Here is a 21,637-nt window from a genome sequence, read left to right on the forward strand (position 1 = left end):
AACGACCTTAAGGTGGTTATTGCGGCGGGGCTCACCTCTTCCCATCCCGAACAGAGTAGTTAAGCCCGCCTGCGCAGATGGTACTGCAGTTATGTGGGAGAGTATGTCGTCGCCTTTCTTTTAAAAATCCTCATCATTTATTTGATGAGGATTTTTTGTTTTATAAGCACTTTTGTGTTTTTTGGATTTAACCGCAATCCCGATAGCTATCGGTAGCAAAAGTTTTTATTCTTCTTTTGAATTATGAAGTTCGCAAAGCTTTGTGGCGATTTACATTGGGATCTCAGTGAAACTAATAATTTTTTAATCGTTGGAATTTGGAATTTCATCCTCAAGTCGGGGAATTGGAATTTCTTTTAAAAAATCAATCTCTTATTTATACGAGACCGCGTTAGGGATGGGAGCGGTATCCTTTTGCGTCACACTACATTTCTGGCGAAGCCTGCCCAAAACCTCTTTTGCAAAAGATTTAGCGGATAGCCGGGTCCGCCGCAGCGGAGATACCCAAATAAATTTATGTGTAATTTTCTGTAATAATTTCTGTTAAATTATAATCGTTTTTAAGTTTTAAATTATTTTGGGTTAGCCTATCTAAATGTGAATCTGTATTTTTGTATTAAATATTATAATTGAAGTATGAAAAAAAGTATTGTATTGTTGACATTGTTTGTTATTTCAAATTTAAGTGCTCAACAGCGACCTAAGTTGGTGGTAGGTATTGTAGTAGATCAGATGAAAATGGAGTATTTATATCGGTTTTCGGATGATTTCTCGCCAAACGGATTTAAGAGATTAATGAATAATGGATATACTTTTCAGAATATGCATTATAATTATATGCCTACTTATACTGCTCCGGGACATGCATCTATTTACACTGGAACTACACCAGCGACTCACGGAATTGTGGGTAACGAATGGTTTAGCAGAATGCTTGGCAAGCAAGTGTATTGTACAGATGATGCAGGTGTAAAAACGGTAGGTGATGGTACTGCTGAAGAAGGAGCAATGTCTCCTAGGAATTTACAAAGTACTACTATTACGGACGAAGTAAGAATGGCTACTAATTTTGAGGGAAAAGTTATTGGAGTTAGCCTTAAAGATCGTGGTGCAATTTTACCGGCGGGTCATTTTGCAAATTGGGCTTTTTGGTACAGTAAAACGGGTTCTTTTATCTCTAGTACTTTCTACGGAGAAAAATTGCCGGAATGGGTTACTGAGTTTAATAATGAGAAACATTATATGCATTACATTAATAAAGGTTGGGATTTGTATAAACCTGTTTCTACGTATAACGAAAGTTTACCAGACAATAATCCTTATGAGGGTAAATTGTACGGAAGTGCAGCTCCTGTTTTCCCGTATGATTTAAAATCAATGTTTGAAAAGAATGATGCCGGAGTTCTAAGAGCAACTCCTTTTGGAAATGATTTATTGGCTGAATTTGCTAAGAAAGCTATTGAAAAAGAAGAATTAGGAAAAGATAATATTACAGACTTTTTGACTGTAAGTTTCTCTTCTACTGATTATGTAGGTCATTTATTAGGGCCACGTTCTATGGAGTTACAAGATACTTATTTAAGATTGGATCAAACTATTGCCGACTTCTTAACTTATTTAGATAAAACTGTAGGGAAAGGAAATTATTTACTTTTCTTAACTGCAGATCACGCTGGTGCTGAAAACGTGATTTATTTGAAAGACCGAAAATATAATGTAGATAATTATCCGTCTAAAGATGTGAAAAAGAGTTTACAGGATTTCTCTGTTAAAACATTTGGAGTTGATTTGATCTTAAATTATTCAAATTTCAATGTTTTCTTTAATAAGCAAATTATTAAAGATAAAAAGTTAGACTTAGTAAAAGTTAAACAAGCCTTTAAAGAATTTTTGATTTCACAGCCACAAGTTAAAAAGGTTTATACTGAAGAGGAAATATTGGCTAATTCAGGAAATGACTATTATTTAAATTTTGTTGCAAAAGGTTTTGATGTAACTCAAAATGGAGATTTGGTTATTATAGATAAGCCTGGAGATATTGAATATTCGACTACAGGAACATCTCACGGAACACCTTATAGCTATGATACTCATGTACCGGCTATTTTTTACGGATGGCATATTAAAAAGGGAGAATCTTATGATAAGAAAGCCATTACTGAAATTGCTCCAACAATAGCACAGAAAATTAAAGTTACTTTTCCAAATGGGACTGAAGCAAAAGTGTTGCAAGAAGTATTAGATGAGAAAAAATAGTTTTCACTATTCGAGATAAAATAAAAACCTGCCATAATTTGTGACAGGTTTTTTTTATGTCTAAAAAAAAGACTTTTCAATTAAGAAAAGCCTTTAAATAGTGTTTAGTAAGCACTTATTTTAATGTTAGCACTATGCGTTTGCTAACACTAACTCTTCGTTAAAAGGAAGATTCCAAGCTTCAGCAACTCCTTTGTAAAGAATTTTTCCGTTAGCGATGTTTAATCCTTTTTTCAATTCTTCGTTTTCGCTACAAGCTTTTTCCCATCCTTTGTTTGCTAATTGTACTGCGTACGGTAAAGTAGCATTCGTTAAAGCTAAAGTAGAAGTATAAGGAACTGCTCCTGGCATATTCGCTACACAGTAGTGAACAATATCATCAATGATAAAAGTTGGGTTCTCATGTGTTGTAGGGGTACAAGTTTCGATACATCCTCCCTGATCAACAGCAACGTCAACAACAACTGTTCCCGGACGCATTAATTTAAGCATATCACGAGTGATTAAGTGAGGTGCTTTTGCTCCTGGAATCAAAACTGCTCCAACAATTAAATCTGCTGTAGCTATTGCTTTTGTAATATTGTAGTGATTAGACATTTCAGTATTTACGTTTGCAGGCATAATGTCATCTAAATAACGTAAACGTGGCAAGCTTAAATCCATAATAGTTACCTGAGCACCTAACCCAGCAGCCATTTTTGCAGCCTGAGTTCCTACGATTCCTCCGCCTAAAATTAAAACTTTAGCAGGAGGTACACCTGGAACACCACCTAAAAGAATTCCTCTTCCTTTTAATGGTTTTTCAAGATATTTAGCTCCTTGTTGGATAGCCATACGGCCAGCAACTTCAGACATTGGTACCAATAATGGTAAACTACGGTCTGCTTTTTCTACTGTTTCGTAAGCTAAACATACAGCACCTTTCTCAAGCATTGCATGAGTTAATGGCTCTGATGAAGCAAAGTGGAAGTAAGTAAATAATAATTGATCTTTTTTGATTAGTGGATATTCAGATGCAATTGGCTCTTTTACTTTGATGATCATTTCAGCAATAGCGTAAACTTCTTCGATAGTTGCTAAAACTACAGCACCTGCATTTGTATATTCTTCGTCACTAAAACCACTTCCTAAACCAGCAGTTGCCTGAACATAAACTACATGTCCGTGTTTTTTCATTTCAGAAACTCCTGCAGGAGTTAATGCTACACGGTTTTCGTTATTTTTTATTTCTTTTGGAACACCTATTATCATTTTTGTTGGATTTTTTTGTTTTTGTTGAGATTCTTTTACAAAACTACAGATAGAGAATTTATTATGGATTAAGGACCTATAAATAAGAAAATATTATTTTATTTAATACTTTTACAGAAAAATATTCTATTTGAGAGTGTTTAAACTCGTCGAAAGAGAAAAAATGACTTATTTTTATTAATTACAGAAAACGTTTTCGTTATGGCTTTAGATGAAATTGACAAAAAAATCTTACGTCTCTTACAGGAAAATGCGCACTACACGCTAAAAGACATCGCAAACAAAATAAATTTGTCTTTAACCCCTGTTCATGATCGGGTAAAACGTCTTGAAAAAGATGGAGTTATTGAAAAGTATGTTTCGATTTTGAATAAGAAAAAACTAGGTAATAATCTTACGGTTTATTGCCAGGTTACTTTAACGAAGCAAACTTATGACACATCAGAAGGATTCAATCAATCAATTCTTGATTTACCAGAAGTGGTAGAGTGCAATTATGTTTCAGGAAATTTTGATTATATGCTAAAAATTATCATTCCGGATATGGAAAGCTATCATCAGTTTCATCAAAAAAAATTATCGGTATTACCGGAGGTTTCTCTTATCAATACTGTTTTTGTAATTTCTGAGGTAAAGAGTACAACTGTTTTACCTATATAATTCTACAAGTTCTATTCTGTTTTAAGCCATTAAGATCTTGTTGAGTAGTTTCTAAGAAAAAACCACCAGACATGGCCTGATGGTTTTAGATAAATGGTTGGTTTTGGTTTTATATTAATAGTAAGTAAAACGTCTTACTTTGGCAATGTATTTTGCTAATCTAATTACCTGGTGGCTATAACCGTATTCGTTATCATACCAAATATATAGTATAACATTTTTTCCGTCTTTGGATACAATTGTAGCATTACTATCATAAATAGATGGAGCAGATGTACCAACAATATCAGATGATACTAATTCGTTGTTTAATGAATATTTTATTTGCTCGACCAATTCTCCTTCAAGAGCATATTTTTTCATGATTTTATTAATGGCAGGAATCGAAGTTGCTTTTTTAACTTCTAAATTCAAAACTACCAAAGAACCATTTGGTACAGGTACTCTAATAGCGTTTGAAGTTAATTTCCCTTCTAATGATGGTAAAGCTTTTGCAACAGCATTTCCGGCACCAGTTTCGGTAATAACCATGTTTAAAGCTGCAGCTCTTCCGCGACGGTATTTTTTATGCATATTATCGACCAGATTTTGGTCGTTTGTGTAAGCGTGAATAGTTTCTAAGTGCCCTTTTACAACTCCTAATGTATCTTCAATTGCTTTTAAAACAGGTGTGATAGCATTTGTAGTGCAGGAAGCAGCCGAAAAAATATTTATTTCATCAGGATTATATTGGTTGTGATTTACACCGTGTACAATATTCGGAATTCCTTTTCCGGGTGCTGTCAATAAAACTTTACTCGTTCCTGGTGATGTTAAATGTCTTTTTAAAGCTTCTTCAGTAGTAAAAGCCCCGGTATTATCGATCACTAGTGCATCATTGATTCCGTATTGGGTATAATCAATTTCTTCAGGGGAATTTGCAGTGATAATATGTACGGTTGTTCCGTTGATAATCAATGCATTGTTTTTTGGATCAGCAATCACAGATCCCTGAAAATCGCCGTGAATAGAATCATATCTCAAAAGAGAAGCTCGTTTCTCTAATGTAGATGCATCATTTTTATCACGGGTTACAATCGCTCTCAGTCGCAATTGGTTTCCTTTTCCGGTTTTAGACATTAATTCTCTTGCCAATAAACGTCCGATTCTTCCAAAACCGTATAAGACAATATCTTTAGGCTGGATTTCTTCAGATGATTTGGCTTTTTTCAATTTTTCGAAAACAAAATATCGAGCATCAGGATATTTTTCATCTTCTAAACGATATTCGTAAGTCAGTTTTCCAAGATCTAATTTCGCAGGCGGAAGATCTAATGATAAAATAACTTTTGCGATTTCAACCGAATCAAAAATGGTGATAGGTTTGCCTACAAACTCACCTGCATATTGATGCAAATTGATAATATCGCTGACATTTTTATCCAATAACTGATTTTTGAATAAAACCATTTCAATGGATTTGTCATACCATAAATCGCTTATGATTTTAATTAATTCGACACCAGCTCTTCTTCGGTCGACTTGTAATGATACCTCTTTTTGGTACAAAGATTTTTTGCTCATAATTGATTAAATTGAAAAAATAAATACACGAATATTTTTAAATTTTGCGCAAAAGTATCTATTTCAATCGATTTCGTAAACTATTTTATGATTTATTTTTGAAAAATAAAAAAAGCCACCTTATTGCTAAGATGACTTTTTTTGAGTTTTCAGTGTCAGTCTCAGTGATCAGTTTTTTGCGACTGAAGACTGCGACTGTAAACTGTGATTAAATAATAATTCTAAGGATTTCTCCGTTTTTATTGATCATTTCAAGACGTAAACTTTGTCCTTCATCTTTTCTGTTTAAAAGTTTAGAAACGGTCTCGATATTTGTTGCTTTTACATTATCAATACTCAGGATAATATTACCTTGTAATTCGTTTTGATATTGCATTAAATTTTCATTGTTGATATTTCTGATTTTTACACCATAATCAATTCTGAATTTCTTTTTGTCGGCAGCATCAATATTTTCTAATTCAATTCCTTTAAATTCGGTACTAAAGAATTCATTTTTACTCAAAGTTACCGGAACTGTTTTCGTTTTGCCGTCTTTAATATAAGTTACTTTGACAACATCATTTGGTCGTTTTGTATTGATGTATCCTGAAAGATCAGCATATGTTGCAATATTTTGATCATCAAGTTTTACAATAATATCTCCTTTACCAAGGCCTGCTTTTTCTGCACCTGAATTTTTAGAAACTTTACTAATGTAAAAGCCTTGGGTTTCAGTAACGCCTAATTCTTTTGAAGCTGTACTGTTCAATTCTCCGCCTTCGACACCCAGAATTCCTCGTTGAACATTTCCAAATTCCATAATATCTTCGATAATTTTTCGGGCAATATTAGAAGGAACAGCAAATGAGTAACCAACGTAAGAACCTGTCATAGATGAAATCATGGTATTAATACCAATTAATTCTCCTCTCGTATTCACCAATGCACCACCACTATTTCCTGGATTTACAGCAGCATCAGTTTGAATGAAAGACTGGATTCCGTTAGTGTCTAAATTTCTGGCTTTCGCCGAAACAATTCCGGCAGTTACAGTAGAAGTTAGGTTATATGGATTTCCAACAGCCAAAACCCATTCACCAATTTTCACAGAATCTGAATTGGCAAAGGCTGTATAAGGTAGTTTTTCATTAGCATCGATTTTTAGTAACGCGATATCCATTTTAGAATCGGTACCAATTAATTTTGCTTTATATGACTTTTTATTGTTTAAAGTGATTTCTATTTCTGTAGCATCTTTGATCACGTGATTGTTCGTGACAATATATCCATCTTCAGAAATAATGACACCAGATCCGGTTCCAACTTGCTCTTGTTGCTGTTGGCCACCGTAGCCATAGAAAAATTCTAGCATAGGGTTGCTAACTGTTCTTCGCGAAACATTTTTTACGTGAACAACAGTGTGAATTGTTTTATCTGCGGCAGCTGTAAAATCGACCGTTTCAGCAGATAAAGCAACATTTTTTCCAAACGAATTAGGGGCAAGAGTTACAACAGAATTTTGTCTTCCAAAAAAAGAATTGTTGCTTTCAAATAATAACTTGTAAGCACCAAGTGTAGTAGCACCACTGAGTAGTGAAACCAAAAATAAGGTTGAAAGTCTTTTCATAGTTATATTATATGTTTAAGTTGTTATAATTTATGTTTATGTAATTTCATGTAAAAATAATTCAAAAAATTAACGAATAAAATGGTTTAACGCTCTTTAACATTGATTAACATTTCATTAATTTTTTGTTCGTACTTTTGTATTACTAATGTAAAAAAAATGCAAATAGAATTTTATAAATATCAGGGTACAGGAAACGATTTTGTAATGATTGATAACCGTTCAGATTTCTTTCCAAAAGATGACATTAAATTGATTGAACGCCTGTGTGACAGACGTTTTGGAATAGGAGCTGATGGACTTATCCTGCTTGAAAATGATACTGAAACTGACTTCAGAATGGTGTATTATAACTCAGATGGAAATCAGAGTTCAATGTGCGGAAACGGCGGTCGTTGTTTAGTGGCTTTTGCTAACCAATTAGGCGTGATTAAGGACGAAGCTACATTTATAGCAACAGATGGTTTGCATCACGCTTCTGTAGGCGATGATGCTATTATTTCATTGCAAATGATTGATGTTGATGAAGTACAAAAGAAAGAGTCTTATACTTTTTTAGATACCGGTTCTCCGCATCATGTTCAAATTGTTAATGATTTAGAACATTATAATGTAAAAGAGAATGGTGCTGCAATTCGTTACGGTGAATTATATGGAGAAAAAGGAAGTAATATCAATTTTGTGAAAAAAGTTGATGATAGTACTTTTTCACTTCGTACTTATGAAAGAGGAGTGGAAGATGAAACCCTGGCTTGCGGAACAGGAGCAACAGCAGTGGCGATAGCAATGAACGCTATAGGTCAAACAGATAAAACTTCTATAAACTTAAATGTTGAAGGAGGAAAACTTGTTGTGTCTTTTGATAAATTAGGAGATCATTTTACCAATGTTTTCCTTACTGGTCCTGCAAAATTTGTTTTTAAAGGTACAATAGAGATATAAAAATTCAAATTCCAAATTCCAAGAGTAATAATCTAAAATCATCAATCTAAAATCTGAAATACATTAATGATCACACTCAAAGGAGAAAATATTTATCTACGTGCATTAGAACCCAATGATCTGGAGTTTGTTTATGCAATGGAAAATGATGAAAGCATTTGGGAAGTCAGTAATACACAAACACCTTATAGTCGGTTTTTAGTTCGTCAGTATCTCGAAAATGCACAACAGGATATTTACGAAGCCAAACAATTGCGTTTGGCAATCTGTCAGGATCAGGATTTTCCGGCGATTGGATTAATTGATTTATTCGAATTTGATCCAAAAAATAACAGGGCGGGTGTTGGAATTGTTATCCAGAAAGGCGAAAATAGAAATCAAAATATTGGTTCTGAGGCTTTAGAACTTTTAATCAAGTATTCTTTTCGTAATTTAAATTTACATCAGTTGTATGCAAATATAGCTGTAGGAAATGTAGCAAGTATAGCTCTTTTTACTAAATTTGGCTTTGATAAGATAGGAATCAAAAAAGATTGGATTTTGCTTAATAACCACTATCAAGACGAAGCAATTTTTCAATTAATTAATAAACAAATTTAAACTTTATACTTTGAGCTTAAAAAAAATCATCACAATAACTGCTGTAGCCGTAATTTCAGTTTTAATGATTTACGGATTTATTTTAATTAGTAAAATATTCAGTGCCAATACTAAATTTGAAGAAAAGGAACTTTACGTTTACGTTCCTTCAAATGCAAATTATACAGATGTAAAGAAAATATTAGCGCCTTACATTAAGAATTTCGACAATTTTGAAATGGTAGCCAATAAAAGAAGTTATCCTGAAAATGTAAAGTCAGGTCGTTTTTTACTTAAAAAAGACATGAATAATATCGATTTGGTTCGTGCAATGAGAGCCAATATTCCTGTAAAATTATCTTTTAATAACCAGGAACGTTTAGAGAACTTTGCCGGAAGAGTAGGTGCAGAGATCGAAGCAGATAGTTTATCTTTAATAAAAGCGATTAAAGACCCGGCTTTTCTAAAAGAAAATGGTTTTAATGAAGAAAATGTTTTTGCGATGTTTATCCCAAATACTTATGAGATTTATTGGAATACTTCTGCAGAGAAATTCCGTGATAAAATGATTAAGGAATACCATAATTTCTGGACGGCTGAAAGGATTGAAAAAGCCAAAAAACAAGGTTTAACTCCGGTTCAGGCTACAATTTTAGCTTCTATTGTTCATAAAGAATCGGTTAAAAAAGATGAAAGACCTCGTATTGCTGGTGTATATTTGAATCGTTTGCGTTTAGAAATGCCATTACAAGCAGATCCAACAGTAATTTATGCTTTAAAACTTAGAGATAATAATTTTGATCAGGTGATCAAGAGAGTTTTTTATAATGATTTGGTTATGAGGTCTCCATATAATACTTACGTAAATATAGGACTGCCTCCGGGACCAATCGCTATGCCTGATATCACAGCTGTTGATGCAGTTTTAAATCCTGAAAAGAATGATTATATTTATTTCTGTGCCAGTATAGATCGTTTTGGATATCATGAATTTGCATCAACTTATGAGCAACATCAAATAAATGCAAAAAAATATTCAGACTGGATCGCTAGCCAGGGAGTTACAAGATAATTTCTTTTCATTATTAATGATTAAAAATAGTAAAAAACCGAGGCATAAAGCTTCGGTTTTTTTATGCTATATACTTAGGTAGTTTTATTTGAAAAATAATTATTTTTTTGACAAATACAGAAGATTATTTAATTGAAGATTTTCTCAATTTTGATTCTCATTTTTAAAAATACAATCAAAAATTATCAATTAATATTCTCTATTTTATTTATACTTTAAAATTGAAATTTACAAAAGATTATATTTTAGTTTACATAAATTTAATGAAAGAACCAAATTTAAATGGCATAAATTATCTTTAAAAATCCCAAACGTTTGGTAAGTTTAATCTTGCTATTTTAACTAATTTGCTAAAAAAATGATAAAAATTGCATTTTTTAGATTTATATTTTGGTGCTTTTCAAGCAAAATAAAAGTCTTGCTTTTCTCCTCGTAATCTGCATCAATAAAGGGATTAGTGGCTATATTTATATTCTTAAAAATAAGTAACTTGTTGATTTACAGGGTTGTTTTGTATTTCTTATCTTTGCACCGTAGAAATTTCAAAGAGGTGACAGTGATTTGAAGAAAAACAATTTATGATAAAGAAGTGGTATTTTTATGCGAGTTTGATCGTTATTATTACATTTTTAAGTTTGGGCTTTAAACCCTTTAATCTGGAAACCAAACCTTGGTTTTTAATAGAAAAAACAGATGGATCAGAATACGTGTTTCCATCGCAAGAAGAGGATGATTATCCTACAATAAAAAAGGTAAATGTTCTATTTACAGAAAAACGCCTAATCAGTTTTAAAGAAGCGGTAGCCTTTAAAGAATCTCAGGGAAAATACCGATTGGTAAATTCGTTAGGTTATATGGGTAAATACCAATTTGGTTCTAAAGCTTTAAGAGCTGTTGGTGTTAAAAATGACAAAGCCTTTTTAAAAGATCCTGCATTACAAGAAAAAGCATTTATTGCATTACTGTCAAAAAACAAATGGATTTTACGTAATGAAATAGAAAAGTATGAAGGCAAGATTATCAGTGGTATCGAAATTACCGAATCGGGAATTTTAGCCGCTGCACACCTTGGAGGAGCTGGTTCAGTCAAAAACTTTTTTAAAAATAGAGGAAACAGGCATTTTAGAGATGCTTACGGTACTTCATTAAAAAGTTATATGAAAGCCTTTGGAGGTTATGATCTTTCTCGTATCGAAGCAAATAGTGATGCTACAATACACGATCAAATTTAGATTAAGCATAAGCAAAAAAATCCCGAATAGATTCGGGATTTTTTTTTTTAGTCAATTAGAATTTCCAGAATTTTAATAGCCGCTTCGCTAATTTTAGTTCCGGGCCCAAAAACGGCAACCGCTCCAGCATCAAATAGAAATTGATAGTCTTGTGCCGGAATTACTCCTCCCACAATAACCATGATATCTTCACGTCCGTGTTTTTTAAGTTCTTCGATAACTTGCGGGACCAATGTTTTGTGGCCTGCTGCTAAAGATGAAACGCCTAAAATGTGTACGTCGTTTTCAACCGCTTGTTTGGCAGCTTCGGCAGGAGTTTGAAAAAGTGGACCTATGTCGACATCAAAACCCACATCGGCATAACCAGTTGCCACTACTTTTGCACCACGATCATGACCGTCCTGTCCCATTTTGGCAATCATAATTCTCGGACGTCTTCCTTCTTGTTTGGCAAAGGCATCTGCTAATTGTTTTGCCTTTTCAAAATTCTCGTCGTTTTTTATTGCTGCACTATACACACCGCTAAAGGATTTAATTTGCGCTTTATACCTGCCAAAAATACTTTCGAGAGCATCACTGATTTCGCCTAATGTTGCTCTGTTTCGAGCGGCTTCAATAGCAATTTCTAATAAGTTTCCTTGTCCGGTTTTAGCACAAAGTATTAATTTTTCCAGTGATTGATTTACTTTTTTAGTATCTCTTGTTGCTTTTATTTGTTCCAGTTGCGCTAATTGCTGTTTGCGGACCATTTGATTATCCACATCTAAAATATGCAAAGGATCTTCTTTTTCCAGACGATATTGGTTTACTCCTACAATAATATCTTGTCCGCTGTCAATTCTTGCTTGTTTTCTGGCTGCAGCTTCTTCGATTCTTAGTTTCGGAATTCCCGCTTCAATGGCTTTTGTCATTCCGCCAAGTTCTTCAACTTCTTCGATCAGTTTCCAGGTACTTTTTAGAATTTCATTTGTCAGGCTTTCAACATAATAACTTCCTCCCCAAGGATCAACGGTTTTGGTAATTTTAGTTTCTTCCTGTAAAAAAATCTGTGTATTACGGGCAATTCTTGCCGAAAAGTCTGTTGGTAATGCAATCGCTTCATCAAGTGCATTGGTGTGTAGGGATTGAGTTCCTCCAAAAGCTGCTGCAGTTGCTTCGATACAAGTTCGGGCAACATTATTGAAAGGATCTTGTTCAGTTAAACTCCATCCACTGGTTTGGCAATGTGTTCTTAAGGCTAATGATTTATCACTTTTAGGATTAAATTGCTGAACTAATTTTGCCCAAATCATACGACCGGCACGCATTTTGGCAATTTCCATAAAGTGGTTCATTCCAATTGCCCAAAAGAAAGAAAGGCGGGGAGCAAACTCATCAATCGTCATTCCTGTAGAAAGTCCGGTTCGAATATATTCTAAACCGTCTGCCAAAGTATAAGCCAATTCAATATCAGCCGTTGCTCCGGCTTCCTGCATATGATATCCCGAAATAGAGATAGAATTGAATTTGGGCATTTTTTTGCTCGTAAATTCAAATATATCGGCTATAATCTTCATAGAAGGTGTTGGCGGATAGATATAGGTGTTACGAACCATAAATTCTTTTAGAATGTCATTCTGGATCGTTCCTGATAATTTCTCTATTGCTACACCTTGTTCTTCGGCAGCCACAATATAAAAGGCCATAATGGGCAGAACAGCTCCGTTCATCGTCATCGAAACCGACATTTCGTCTAGCGGAATCTGATCAAACAAAACTTTCATGTCTTCGACAGAATCGATAGCAACACCGGCTTTCCCGACATCTCCAACCACTCTTTCATGATCTGAGTCATAACCGCGGTGTGTTGGTAAGTCAAAAGCGATAGAAAGTCCTTTTTGTCCTGCTGCAAGATTTCTTCTGTAAAAGGCGTTACTTTCTTCTGCAGTAGAAAATCCGGCATATTGTCGAATCGTCCACGGGCGTCTAACGTACATAGTAGCATAAGGGCCTCGCAAATTGGGCGCAAAACCTGCTCCAAAATCAAGAAACGCTAAGTCTTCGATATCTTTTTCAGAATAAGTTTCTTTAAGCTCGATTCCTTCGGCAGTAGTGAAGTTATGAGTTATAGCTTCGGGGTTATGCATCGGTTCGCTTAACTCATGACTTTTAAATTCTAACTTTATATGTTTAAGGTCTTTTCTTATCATGGAAATACTCTTTTGAGTAGTTTATTAATTACTTTGAAAAATGATTATTCAAGTTCCAATCGTTCTTGTTCCAGCTTTTCGGCTAATCTTTTTTCGATTATCGGGGTAATTAATGTTTTTCTTGGTTTTATTTTTACAAAAGGAAACAACTCTAAATCGTGTTTCATTCGGTCTTCTTTGTTGGGATATTTATTTGTTCCTAATAAAACTTCTTTTTTAGAATCAAATAATTCCTGTTCTTTTGTGGCACTTTCCTGGATTTTCTTTTTGATGGTTCCATCGTTTAGAAGTTTTAAGAATCCACCGCTGGCTTCAATATCTTTAAATAAAGCCAGACTTTTTTCAGCCAATTGCATGGTCAGACTTTCTATGTAATAGCTTCCGTCAGCTGGATTATTGACTTTGTCAAAGTAACTTTCATGTTTTAAAACCAACAATTGATTTCTGGCAATTCGGTCACCAAATTCGTTGTCTTTATGGTATAAGGAATCGTATGGTAAATTTGCCAGAGCATCTGCGCCACCTAATATAGCCGACATACATTCTGTTGTGGTGCGAAGCATATTTACATTGTAATCGTAAATAGTCTTATTGCGTTTGGTTGGCGTTACCAAAAAATGACATTCTAAATCAGGATTGTATTCTGAAGCGATTAATTTGAAAAGCATTCTTAAAGCGCGAAGTTTTGCAATTTCAAAAAAATAATTTGTTCCAACCGATATTTGAAAAACAATTGGTTTTGTAATTGTGGGTAAACGATTCAAATATTCGTTGGCATGTGCTAAACTATACGCAATTTGTTGTGTAATATTAGCACCGGCATTTTGATACAAACCGGAATCTATACTTATTAAGTTGAGATTTGTAGTTGCTTTTGCAATTTTTTCGATCGTTTCGAAATTATTTTTATCAGAGGTTGTAAACCAGTTCCCTTCTCTTGCAAAATGACCAATTGGGTCAATATTGCAATAAAAAACAGCTTTTTTCTGGATCGAAATGGTATCTAATACTTTTACGAAATCGATTGAAATAAAAGATAAATTGAAGTAAACAGTTCTATTTTCTAAAGGAAGAGTTTCTAATAATTTTTGAATATCTATTTTTTCGTTTTCGATAGTAAAACGTAAATTTTCAGCACCTCTTTCGATAGTGTTTATGGCTCTTTGAATCGATTTCTCGATATCATAGACAAAGATGTTTTGACAAATTTTAAAATTAGATGCCTCAGTTTTAACCGAAGCAGCCTTAGAAAATTCATCTATATGATAAAACGGTTTAACCTGAATGTCTTCCGGAGAATTCCAAATTACGGTTTCGTTATAATCTGCTCCATCTAATTCAAACTGAATTTTTTGTTTCCATTGTTTGGATGAAATCGGATTAAAATCGTCGAATAGGGTAGTAGCCATTGGGTTTGTGTGCTTTTTTCTGATTATTCTTTTGTATCTTGAATGGTATCTCCTTCAAATTGAATGATGTAAATATCTTCGCTGTCTTTTTTCATGTAATATTTTTCGCGAGCATATTTTTCTATTTGTTCAGGATTTTTAAGCTGCTTGATCTGTTCTTGATCTTTTTTTATTTCGTCCTGATAATATTTTTTGTTGTCTTGTAATTCGTTAATCTGTCCGTCAAGAAAACGATGATCAAAATAAGAGTAATTGTCTAAAAATAACATCCAGACTACGAAAAAGAGCAAAACCCAAACATATTTATTGCTCATTAATTTGAACCAGCGTTTGTCTTTATATGGGTTTTTTAATTTCATTTTCTCTTTAACTAATTACTTCTTTTAATTTCGATTGGTGTTCTAGCCCCGATGGAGCCGGTATCCTTTTTATGCCCGCCACAGCGGACATAAAAAGATAAAGGCGAGAGCGGGAAATAGCTCCTCATTCTATGGAATAAATTTACGATAAAAATTATGAAATTCGTTGATTAATTACAGCGCGAACTACATCAATGGCTACCGTGTTATATTTATCGTTTGGAATAATAATGTCTGCGAAAGCTTTTGACGGCTCGATAAATTGCTCATGCATAGGTTTTAAGGTGTTTTGATAACGTGTTAAAACCTCGTCGATATCACGTCCGCGTTCTGAAATATCGCGTTTTAAACGACGAATTAATCTTTCGTCAGAATCAGCATGAACGTAAACTTTAACATCAAAAAGATCACGAAGTTCCGGATTGGTCAAAATTAGAATACCTTCGACAATCATTACTTTTCTTGGATGCGTTGATACCGTATCGTCTGTTCTGTTGTGTTGTATGAAAGAATAAACAGGCTGATCAATAGTTTGGCCTTCTTTTAATGCTTTTAAATGTTTTACCAATAATTCAAAATCGATCGCACGTGGATGATCAAAATTGATTAATGCTCTTTCGTCGAAAGACAAATTATGGGTTTCTTTATAGTAGGAATCCTGAGAAATTACGCCAACTTCAGTGTCTGGTAATTCGTTCATAATTTGATGTACTACTGTTGTTTTTCCACTTCCTGTTCCTCCTGCAATTCCAATAATGAGCATATATTTTTTGTTTGATATTTGTTTGGCAAAAATAATAATTTAAGTGAATTGTCTGAACATATTATTTATTTAAACCATATAAGTGATATAAGTAAATTTAAGCAGCAAAATATTTAAGTAAAATGATATTTTAACTTAAGTTAGATTGCTCTTATGTTAAAAAGATTGCGATTTTTATGATCGAAATATAATTTTTTTGTTTAAAACATATAAGTTAATATTAGTAGCGCGATATCTTAAATAAAACCATACTTAACTGAACTTATATTATTTATATGATAAAGATAAAATAAAAAAATCCCGAAAGTAAACCTTCGGGATTTGGTGCAATCAGTATAGTTTTAATAAAATATTCTGAATTTAGTAAGCACGTAAAATTATTTATTCTTTTTTGCTTTTATCATCATTTCAAGCTGATCCCAAAGTTCTTCAGGAATTGCCTCTAATAAATTAAATTGTCCAGCGCCTTTTAGCCATTCGCCACCATCAATAGTGATAACGTCTCCGTTTACATAAGCTGAAAAATCAGAAACTAAGTAAGCGGCTAAATTGGCTAATTCCTGATGATCGCCTACGCGTTTCAACGGCACTTTTTTTGCCATGTCGAATTTTTCAGCAAGATCTCCGGGTAATAATCTGTCCCATGCGCCTTTTGTTGGGAACGGCCCCGGTGCAATGGCGTTAGAACGAATTCCGTATTTCGCCCATTCTACAGCCAAACTGCGTGTCATGGCCAAAACTCCCGCTTTTGCAGTAGCACTAGGTACCACATAAGCTGAACCTGTCCAGGCATAAGTGGTTACGATATTTAATATTGTAGCCGATGTTTGTTTGGTATCGATCCAGTGTTTTCCAAAAGCCAGTGTACAGTTTTTTGAACCTTTTAATACGATATCTATAACAGTATCAAATGCATTTGCAGATAGACGCTCAGTTGGAGAAATGAAATTTCCGGCAGCATTGTTCAAAAGAACATCTACTTTTCCAAAAGCTTTTAAAACTTCCTGAAGCATATTTTCTACTTCTTCATAATGACGAACGTCGCATTGAAGCGGTAAACATTTTCCTCCGGTTTCAGTTTCAAGTTCGGTGGCCGTATTTTTTAGCTTTTCTAAATCTCTTGAAGTAATGGCTACATGAGCGCCTAATTCTAAGAAATATTTGGTCATGGCTTTCCCTAAACCGCTTCCTCCGCCTGTTACTACTATGACTTTACCTTTTAAAGCGTCATCTCTTAACATTTTATCTGTATAGCTCATATTTTTTTCTTTTTATTACAATATTAATTAAATAAATAGGATGCACGCATAATAATGTTATAAAATTTTGATAAACTTTATATATCACATAATTTTTTTGCTGCCGATTCTAAAGTAAAATCATTTTTGGCGAAGCAAAAACGTATTAATTTTTGGTCTTTATGATCTGAATAAAAAGTAGAAATTGGAATTGCAGCTACACCATGATCTGTGATTAATTTTTTGCAAAAAGTAACATCGTCATCCTTTGAAATGTTTGCATACGATGCCACCTGAAAATAAGTTCCTTCGCAGGGTTTTAGTTCAAAATGGCTATTTTGAAGCAGTTTCTGGAAATAATCTCGTTTTTCCTGATAGAATTTTCCAAGTAAATTGACGTCAACAACATTTAAATATTCACTTATGGCGGCTTGAGAAATACTATTTACGCTGAAAACCAAAAACTGATGTACTTTTTTGATTTCTTTCATTAAATGTTCGGGTGCAACGGTATAACCAATTTTCCAGCCTGTAATATGAAATGATTTTCCGAAAGAAGAAACCATAATACAACGATTTAAAAGGAAATCTTTGGTATGAGCTGAAAGGTGTTTTTCTTCGAAAGTAATATATTCGTAGACTTCATCAGATAAAACAATAATTTCAGGAAATTTAGAAAGTAATTTTTCCAGTTGAAGAAAATCATCTTCTGTCAAAATTTTTCCCGTTGGATTATGCGGATTATTGATGATGATCATCTTGGTTTTTGATGAACACGCTTTTTCGATCGTTTCCCAATTGGGTGTGTAATCATCATTTAATGCTACGCGAACGGGTTTTGCATTACACAATAAAACTGGAGATTCGTATGAATCGTAGCTTGGATCCAGAATAATAACCTCGTCGCCGGTTTTTACCAAAGCTAAAATCGTAGTGAAAATTCCTTGCGTGGCGCCAGCGGTAACCAAAATTTCTGTTTCTGGAACAATAGTTCTGCCATACGAACTCTGAACCAGTTTAGCAATTTGATTCATCAATGGCGGAAAACCTGCCATTGGTGTATATTGGTGAACGTTTTCTTTGGATAATCTCGCAATAATATCAGTTAATCTTTCATCTACAGGAAAATTTGGAAATCCCTGCGAAAGATTAATGGCATTATGTTCGGATGCCATTTTAGACATTACTGTGAAAATGCTTGTAGTTACGTCTGGAAGTTTACTCATGATAAAGTTTGATTAGGGGAAACTTGTGAGTGAAATGCTAAATAATCTAATTAGATTTAATAATTATTGGTACTGAATATAAAACTCTTATCTTTTTACCATTTTGTTCTCCAGGAGTCCATTTTGGACATTTTTTTAGAACTCGAATTGCTTCAGTTCCTGTTCCATAACCTGCATCTCTAAGGATTTTTATATCAGTTAATGAGCCATCTTTTTCAACTACAAATGTTGCGTAAACTTTTTTTCCATTTAAGTTAATGTTTGCAATTTCGGCGTCTTGAGGGTACTTGAAATTATTGTCAACAAATTTGAAAAATTTCTCCATACCTCCGGGAAAGTCTGGTTTAACTTCTATACCCGCAGTATTGTAAACAGCATTGTCGTTATCAGTTATAATAGTTTGTGAAGATTCTGGTCCATCTAGTACTAAATCTGAGTCACTATGACTACCACTCTTAATTTTAACAATAGGTATTTCTGAGCTTTTTGTTTGCGAAGCTTTTGTTTTTGAATCCTTTTTAGTGCTTTGTGAAAATGTATTTTGTACAAAGCAAATCAAAATTAGTAATAGAAACTTTTTCATTATGATGGTTTTAAAGTTAGTTTACATTTTGTGAATAATGAAAATCGTAGGTCGATTATGTAAGTCAACTTTTAGTTTCTTCCAGTCAGCCACACGCATGGTTTTAATAAATTCTGTTGGTAACGTAATATCCGTCGCAATACAAAGATGAGTGGAAGGATTTACGATTTGCAAAATATCTTCAACCAATTTATTGTTTCTATAAGGAGTTTCAATAAAAATTTGAGATTGGTTTTTATCCTGAGATAATTTCTCAAAGTGTTTCAATGCCGATTTTTTTTCGTCTTTATCTATTGGTAAATATCCATTGAAGGTAAAACTTTGTCCGTTCATTCCGGACGCCATCATTGCTAATAAAATAGATGAAGGTCCAACAAGGGGTACAACCTGAATTCCTTTTTCATGTGCTAATTTTACAATTACAGCTCCGGGATCAGCAACTCCGGGACATCCGGCTTCGCTCATTAAGCCTACATTTTTTCCTTCTAATAAAGGTTTGATGAAGTCTAAATGTTCGCTTGGTTCGGTACGTTTATTAAGTGTGAAAAGTATTAGTTCTGATTGCTTTTTTTCTGGAGAAACTGCTTTTATTGATTTTCTGGCCGTTTTCTCGTTTTCAACAATATAATGATCTATAAAATCGATACTTCTTTTTACGGTTTGAGGCAAAACATCCATAGGATCGCTTTCGCCCATTGTAGTTGGAATTAAATATAGTTTCCCTGGAAGTTTCATTTGTGATGGTTTAGGATTAAAAGAAAAATGTACTTCAATTATCAGTTAAGTAATTAAAATACATTAAAATTATGAATGTTTTTCGATAAGTTTTGTGGCAATTATTTCGGCAGCTTCGTCTAGCATTTGATAAACGCTGTCGAAACCATTTGCAGTTCCGTAATAAGGATCTGGAACATCTACGTTTTCGTCCGGAAATAATTCGTTCAAAATAAGATGTACTTTGTTTTTGTGTTCCGGAGTTTTGGCTAAATGAATGACGTCTCGGTAATTTGAACTATCCATAACATAGATATAATCAAATTCGTCAAAATCAGCTGTTTTAAATTGTCTGCCTTTTTGGCCATCAATACACAGGCCATTTTTTTTGGCAACAGCTATAGAGCGTTTGTCCGGTGAATGACCCACGTGCCATGATCCGGTTCCTGCAGAATCAACTATAAAGTTTTCAGGTAATTTTGATGCTAAAATACCTTCGGCTAAAGGTGATCTGCAAATATTTCCCAAGCAAACCATTAAAATTTTTACTGGCATGATTCGCGTTTATAGCGTTAGTTTTTTGTTGATGTCTTCTACAAATTTCTTGAATTGTTTGTCTGTAGAAACTAAATTGTCAACGGTTTTACAAGCGTGCAATACGGTAGCGTGATCGCGATCTCCAATTTGTGATCCAATGTTTGCCAAAGAAGCTTTTGTAAATTTCTTTGCGAAAAACATCGCCAATTGTCTTGCCTGAACAACGTGCCTTTTTCTGGTTTTAGACTGAAGTGTTTCAATATCCAACTGGAAATAATCAGACACAATTTTTTGGATATAATCAATAGAGATTTCTCTCTTTACGTTTTTAACAAATTTCTCTACAACGCTTTTTGCTAATTCGATCGTTACTTCTTTTTTATTGAAAGAAGATTGTGCGATCAATGAGATAATGGCGCCTTCAAGTTCTCTAACATTCGATTTAATATTACGGGCAACATACTCGATAATATCTTCCGGCATTTCGACACCATCACGATACAAAATATTTTTCAGGATTGAAATTCTGGTTTCGTAATCTGGCTGGTGTAACTCAGCAGATAATCCCCATTTAAAACGAGATAACAAACGCTGTTCGATATCCTGCATGTCAACAGGAGCTTTGTCCGAAGTCAAAATTACCTGCTTTCCGTTTTGGTGCAAATAGTTGAAAATGTGGAAAAATACGTCCTGAGTTCCTGATTTTCCAGATAAAAATTGAACATCATCAATAATCAAAACGTCGATTAATTGGTAAAAGTGAATGAAATCGTTACGATTATTCTTTTTAACCGAATCAATATATTGTTGTGTGAAAATCTCGGCAGAAATATATAAAACCGTTTTTTCAGGATATTTGTCTTTTACTTCTACACCTATAGCATGTGCTAGGTGTGTTTTTCCTAAACCAACTCCACCAAAAATCAATAAAGGATTAAATGATGTTCCTCCAGGTTTGTTGGCAACTGCCATACCTGCAGAACGAGCTAAACGGTTAGAATCTCCTTCAAGGAAATTGTCAAAACTATAATTAGGATTTAACTGCGATTCAATTTTTAAATTTCTGATTCCCGGAATTACAAAAGGATTCTTAAGTTCAGGATTCAGGTTTTTAAACGGAGCATCAACCTCTTGAGGTTTCATTGGCACTCTGTTGGAACTTGGCAGCTGTTCGGTAAAAGGCTGTTTATTTCCATAAGTGTTCTCCATTTTAATTTTATAGAGTAACTTTGCGTTTTTTCCCAGTTCTTTGGTAAGCGCAACTTTCAATAATTTAACGTAGTGTTCTTCTAACCATTCGTAGAAAAATTTACTTGGCACTTGAATATATAACGCGTTGTCGGTTAGCTCAACTGATTTGATTGGTTCGAACCAAGTTTTATATGCTTGATCTTGAATATTGTCTTTTATAAAGGACAAACAGTTTTCCCATACCGATTGAGCAGTTTTAGTCAT

At 33.8% G+C, this 21,637-nt stretch carries 19 protein-coding genes and 1 rRNA gene; 7 read left to right on the top strand and 13 right to left on the bottom strand.

Features of this window, described 5'->3' with window-relative positions; genetic code table 11:
- The first annotated feature begins 8 nt into the window (after positions 1 to 8).
- Positions 9 to 118: ribosomal RNA gene (gene rrf, locus GIY83_RS24700) — 5S ribosomal RNA — on the top strand.
- A 518-nt stretch (positions 119 to 636) separates the two neighbouring features.
- Positions 637 to 2,256 (top strand): alkaline phosphatase PafA, encoded by a 1,620-nt coding sequence (gene pafA / locus GIY83_RS24705; RefSeq protein WP_208683962.1) that lies wholly within the window; start codon positions 637 to 639, stop codon positions 2,254 to 2,256.
- A 132-nt stretch (positions 2,257 to 2,388) separates the two neighbouring features.
- Here pafA and ald read toward each other — a convergent pair whose 3' ends face one another.
- Positions 2,389 to 3,507: an alanine dehydrogenase gene (gene ald / locus GIY83_RS24710; protein WP_194617538.1), complete on the bottom strand. Its 1,119-nt coding sequence runs from the start codon at positions 3,505 to 3,507 to the stop codon at positions 2,389 to 2,391.
- Between the two features lie 201 nt (positions 3,508 to 3,708).
- Here ald and GIY83_RS24715 point away from each other — a divergent pair, with 201 nt between their 5' ends.
- Positions 3,709 to 4,167: an Lrp/AsnC family transcriptional regulator gene (locus GIY83_RS24715; protein WP_173972809.1), complete on the top strand. Its 459-nt coding sequence runs from the start codon at positions 3,709 to 3,711 to the stop codon at positions 4,165 to 4,167.
- A 114-nt stretch (positions 4,168 to 4,281) separates the two neighbouring features.
- Here GIY83_RS24715 and GIY83_RS24720 read toward each other — a convergent pair whose 3' ends face one another.
- Positions 4,282 to 5,730 carry a glyceraldehyde-3-phosphate dehydrogenase gene (locus tag GIY83_RS24720; protein ID WP_194617539.1) on the bottom strand — a complete coding sequence of 483 codons (1,449 nt, stop codon included), beginning with the start codon at positions 5,728 to 5,730 and terminating at the stop codon, positions 4,282 to 4,284.
- A 208-nt stretch (positions 5,731 to 5,938) separates the two neighbouring features.
- Positions 5,939 to 7,339 carry a trypsin-like peptidase domain-containing protein gene (locus tag GIY83_RS24725; RefSeq protein WP_208683964.1) on the bottom strand — a complete coding sequence of 467 codons (1,401 nt, stop codon included), beginning with the start codon at positions 7,337 to 7,339 and terminating at the stop codon, positions 5,939 to 5,941.
- A gap of 159 nt (positions 7,340 to 7,498) precedes the next feature.
- Here GIY83_RS24725 and dapF point away from each other — a divergent pair, with 159 nt between their 5' ends.
- The 4 genes from dapF to GIY83_RS24745 all read left to right on the top strand — a co-directional run bounded on the left by dapF (position 7,499) and on the right by GIY83_RS24745 (position 11,164).
- Entirely contained in the window at positions 7,499 to 8,281 is a 783-nt protein-coding gene (gene dapF, locus GIY83_RS24730) for a diaminopimelate epimerase (protein WP_208683966.1), read from the top strand.
- 66 nt (positions 8,282 to 8,347) lie between these two features.
- Positions 8,348 to 8,881: a GNAT family N-acetyltransferase gene (locus GIY83_RS24735; RefSeq protein WP_208683968.1), complete on the top strand. Its 534-nt coding sequence runs from the start codon at positions 8,348 to 8,350 to the stop codon at positions 8,879 to 8,881.
- A 10-nt stretch (positions 8,882 to 8,891) separates the two neighbouring features.
- Positions 8,892 to 9,932: an endolytic transglycosylase MltG gene (mltG, locus tag GIY83_RS24740; RefSeq protein ID WP_194617543.1), complete on the top strand. Its 1,041-nt coding sequence runs from the start codon at positions 8,892 to 8,894 to the stop codon at positions 9,930 to 9,932.
- A gap of 578 nt (positions 9,933 to 10,510) precedes the next feature.
- Positions 10,511 to 11,164 (top strand): peptidoglycan-binding protein LysM, encoded by a 654-nt coding sequence (locus tag GIY83_RS24745; RefSeq protein ID WP_194617544.1) that lies wholly within the window; start codon positions 10,511 to 10,513, stop codon positions 11,162 to 11,164.
- A gap of 47 nt (positions 11,165 to 11,211) precedes the next feature.
- Here GIY83_RS24745 and scpA read toward each other — a convergent pair whose 3' ends face one another.
- The 10 genes from scpA to dnaA all read right to left on the bottom strand — a co-directional run bounded on the left by scpA (position 11,212) and on the right by dnaA (position 21,637).
- Positions 11,212 to 13,353 carry a methylmalonyl-CoA mutase gene (scpA, locus tag GIY83_RS24750; protein ID WP_208683971.1) on the bottom strand — a complete coding sequence of 714 codons (2,142 nt, stop codon included), beginning with the start codon at positions 13,351 to 13,353 and terminating at the stop codon, positions 11,212 to 11,214.
- A gap of 44 nt (positions 13,354 to 13,397) precedes the next feature.
- A complete protein-coding gene (locus GIY83_RS24755) occupies positions 13,398 to 14,762 on the bottom strand; it encodes a methylmalonyl-CoA mutase subunit beta (protein ID WP_194617546.1) in 1,365 nt (454 codons plus the stop codon).
- Between the two features lie 23 nt (positions 14,763 to 14,785).
- Positions 14,786 to 15,121 (bottom strand): septum formation initiator family protein, encoded by a 336-nt coding sequence (locus GIY83_RS24760; RefSeq protein ID WP_194617547.1) that lies wholly within the window; start codon positions 15,119 to 15,121, stop codon positions 14,786 to 14,788.
- A 154-nt stretch (positions 15,122 to 15,275) separates the two neighbouring features.
- On the bottom strand, positions 15,276 to 15,884 hold the full coding sequence (gene udk / locus GIY83_RS24765) for a uridine kinase (protein ID WP_194617548.1): 609 nt from the start codon (positions 15,882 to 15,884) through the stop codon (positions 15,276 to 15,278).
- Positions 15,885 to 16,261: 377 nt separating this feature from the next.
- Positions 16,262 to 17,143 carry an SDR family oxidoreductase gene (locus GIY83_RS24770; RefSeq protein ID WP_208683992.1) on the bottom strand — a complete coding sequence of 294 codons (882 nt, stop codon included), beginning with the start codon at positions 17,141 to 17,143 and terminating at the stop codon, positions 16,262 to 16,264.
- A 77-nt stretch (positions 17,144 to 17,220) separates the two neighbouring features.
- On the bottom strand, positions 17,221 to 18,348 hold the full coding sequence (locus GIY83_RS24775; RefSeq protein ID WP_208683995.1) for a methionine aminotransferase: 1,128 nt from the start codon (positions 18,346 to 18,348) through the stop codon (positions 17,221 to 17,223).
- A gap of 46 nt (positions 18,349 to 18,394) precedes the next feature.
- Complete coding sequence (locus GIY83_RS25195; protein WP_370514225.1) at positions 18,395 to 18,931, bottom strand: energy transducer TonB; 537 nt, start codon at positions 18,929 to 18,931, stop codon at positions 18,395 to 18,397.
- Positions 18,932 to 18,952: 21 nt separating this feature from the next.
- Positions 18,953 to 19,666, bottom strand: a complete 714-nt coding sequence (locus GIY83_RS24785) for an SAM-dependent methyltransferase (protein WP_194617551.1) — start codon at positions 19,664 to 19,666, stop codon at positions 18,953 to 18,955.
- Positions 19,667 to 19,735: 69 nt separating this feature from the next.
- Complete coding sequence (locus tag GIY83_RS24790; protein WP_194617552.1) at positions 19,736 to 20,200, bottom strand: low molecular weight protein-tyrosine-phosphatase; 465 nt, start codon at positions 20,198 to 20,200, stop codon at positions 19,736 to 19,738.
- 9 nt (positions 20,201 to 20,209) lie between these two features.
- Positions 20,210 to 21,637, bottom strand: a complete 1,428-nt coding sequence (gene dnaA / locus GIY83_RS24795) for a chromosomal replication initiator protein DnaA (protein ID WP_065451227.1) — start codon at positions 21,635 to 21,637, stop codon at positions 20,210 to 20,212.

It is taken from the genome of Flavobacterium sp. SLB02, from assembly GCF_009664855.1.
Classification (GTDB): domain Bacteria; phylum Bacteroidota; class Bacteroidia; order Flavobacteriales; family Flavobacteriaceae; genus Flavobacterium.